This window comes from Thiolapillus sp. (genome assembly GCF_048562965.1).
In the GTDB taxonomy this organism is placed as follows: Bacteria; Pseudomonadota; Gammaproteobacteria; order Chromatiales; family Chromatiaceae; genus Thiolapillus; species Thiolapillus brandeum_A.
Window position 1 is genome coordinate 1 of sequence record NZ_JBHNMF010000669.1, and the last position, 1,659, is coordinate 1,659.

The 1,659-nt window shown below is 60.9% G+C and carries 3 protein-coding genes; 2 read left to right on the plus strand and 1 reads right to left on the minus strand.

Features of this window, described 5'->3' with window-relative positions; genetic code table 11:
* Window positions 1–369, minus strand: a 369-nt coding sequence (locus ACOCD2_RS18965; RefSeq protein WP_368857449.1) for a helix-turn-helix domain-containing protein, incomplete at its 3' end; no start/stop codon positions are given.
* Window positions 370–716: 347 nt separating this feature from the next.
* On the opposite strand from ACOCD2_RS18965, the gene ACOCD2_RS18970 reads away from it, so the two are divergent.
* Both ACOCD2_RS18970 and ACOCD2_RS18975 read left to right on the plus strand, forming a co-directional pair.
* Entirely contained in the window at window positions 717–998 is a 282-nt protein-coding gene (locus ACOCD2_RS18970; RefSeq protein WP_293672669.1) for a type II toxin-antitoxin system RelE/ParE family toxin, read from the plus strand.
* A gap of 11 nt (window positions 999–1,009) precedes the next feature.
* Complete coding sequence (locus ACOCD2_RS18975; protein WP_293648310.1) at window positions 1,010–1,300, plus strand: HigA family addiction module antitoxin; 291 nt, start codon at window positions 1,010–1,012, stop codon at window positions 1,298–1,300.
* Window positions 1,301–1,659: the final 359 nt, after the last annotated feature.

The following is a 1,659-nucleotide window of genomic DNA, read 5'->3' on the forward strand; positions in this document are numbered from 1 at the left end:
GTGTTTCGGTTCCCTTACGGTTCTTTCCGGTTCGGGTGTCATTCTGACGGGGGTTCCCCGACTCTCTGACGGGGGGTGTACGACTCTCTGACGGGGGTCCCAACCCCCAACCCCGGACTCTCTGACCGGGGTTGGGGGTAAGTTAAGGGAGTACAGGGCGGGCCGGCCCGCCCGCTGCTCGACGCGGATCAGCCCGGCGGCCTCCAGCGTCCGGAGCGCCCGCTGTACCGTGCGCTCCGCACAACCGGTCATGCGGGCCAGCCGAGAAACGGAGGGCCAGCACTCCCGGCCCTCCCCGCTCACATGCTCAGCCAGGGCGACAAGAACGAATTTGGCCGGCGCCGCCAGCGCCTGGGAAATAAGCCCAATCGCGAGCTAAAATTGACATGAGTTTCCCCCTGCCCCCTCTGGGGGGCACCAAAATTTGTGGGATTGGGGAAAACTGGGCTAGAATTGAGACGTAGGGGCGAGTCTAGCCGGTTTCCCCGGTCATGATTTCGCTCAAAGCCCGTTCCGGCTGCCACCGGAACGGGCTTTTTATGCGGCCGCGTCCCGTTTTTTCAGGGACTCGATCCAGGATTCCACGTCGGCGGAATCGAACCTGGGCCGGCCGTTGATCGTTATTTCCGGGACGGGGAATTTCCCGCCCCGGCGCATGGTGTGGTTCTAATGGCTCTTCGCTTGTTATCTATAACGCCCCTCATTATACTGGCGTCATGATATTGGATTTTGCGGACAAGGAAACTGCCCGCATCTGGCAGGGACAGGTTTCACGCAAGTTGCCAAAAGATATTCAGCAGGTTGCCCGGCGTAAGCTGCGTATGCTCAACAACGCCCAAACGCTGGATGATCTTCGTATTCCACCGGCGAACCGCCTGGAGTCCTTGAAAGGGGATCGTAAAGGGCAACACAGTATCCGCATCAACAAGCAATGGCGCATCTGCTTTGTCTGGCGCAACGGTAATGCGAAAAAGGTGCAAATTGTCGATTACCACTGACAGGAGGACACATGGAAACCCTGAACAACATACACCCCGGTGAAGTGCTTCTGGAAGAGTTCCTCAAGCCGCTTGGCATCAGTCAGAACCGCCTGGCTCGGGCCATGGATGTCCCTCCCCGCCGGATCAATGAAATTGTCCACGGCACGCGCGCCATCACCGCTGATACCGCCTTGCGCCTCGCGGCGGCTCTGGGCACATCGGAAAAATTCTGGTTGGGCCTCCAGGCCGACTATGATTTGGACAAAGCACGCAAATCTGTTCCGTATCACCAACGCATCGAGCGGCTGGTTGCAGCCTGACAGCGCTGCCACCTCCCGCGCCATTTCCAGCGCCTGCTCAAAGCTTTCCCCCGCGCTGGCTGGCAGCGGCACGCGCCAGGCGCTGCTCCACGTCCTCCCACGTTTCCCCGCGCCGCGCGTGACGCGCCAGCTCTTGCCGCCGAATGATGTCATGCCGCTTACAAACCGCTTGACGGGCAATTTCGGCAGCTCTTGGTCGCGTCCTCGCCTCCGGGGGCCAAGTGCCTGAGTAGCCACCCTTGGCGGCGGTGTCACGGGCGATTTCGTCCGTGACAAGGACGGAGATAGTTGTGGATAAGTTAAGGGAGTACAGGGCGGGCCTGCCGGGCCGCCGCTCGATCCTGACCAACCCGGCGGCC

What these genes read in the sequence shown, in the direction of transcription:
- ACOCD2_RS18970 (WP_293672669.1), top strand. Translation starts at nt 717, where the DNA reads ATGATATTGGATTTTGCGGACAAGGAAACTGCCCGCATCTGGCAGGGA.
- ACOCD2_RS18975 (WP_293648310.1), top strand. Translation starts at nt 1,010, where the DNA reads ATGGAAACCCTGAACAACATACACCCCGGTGAAGTGCTTCTGGAAGAG.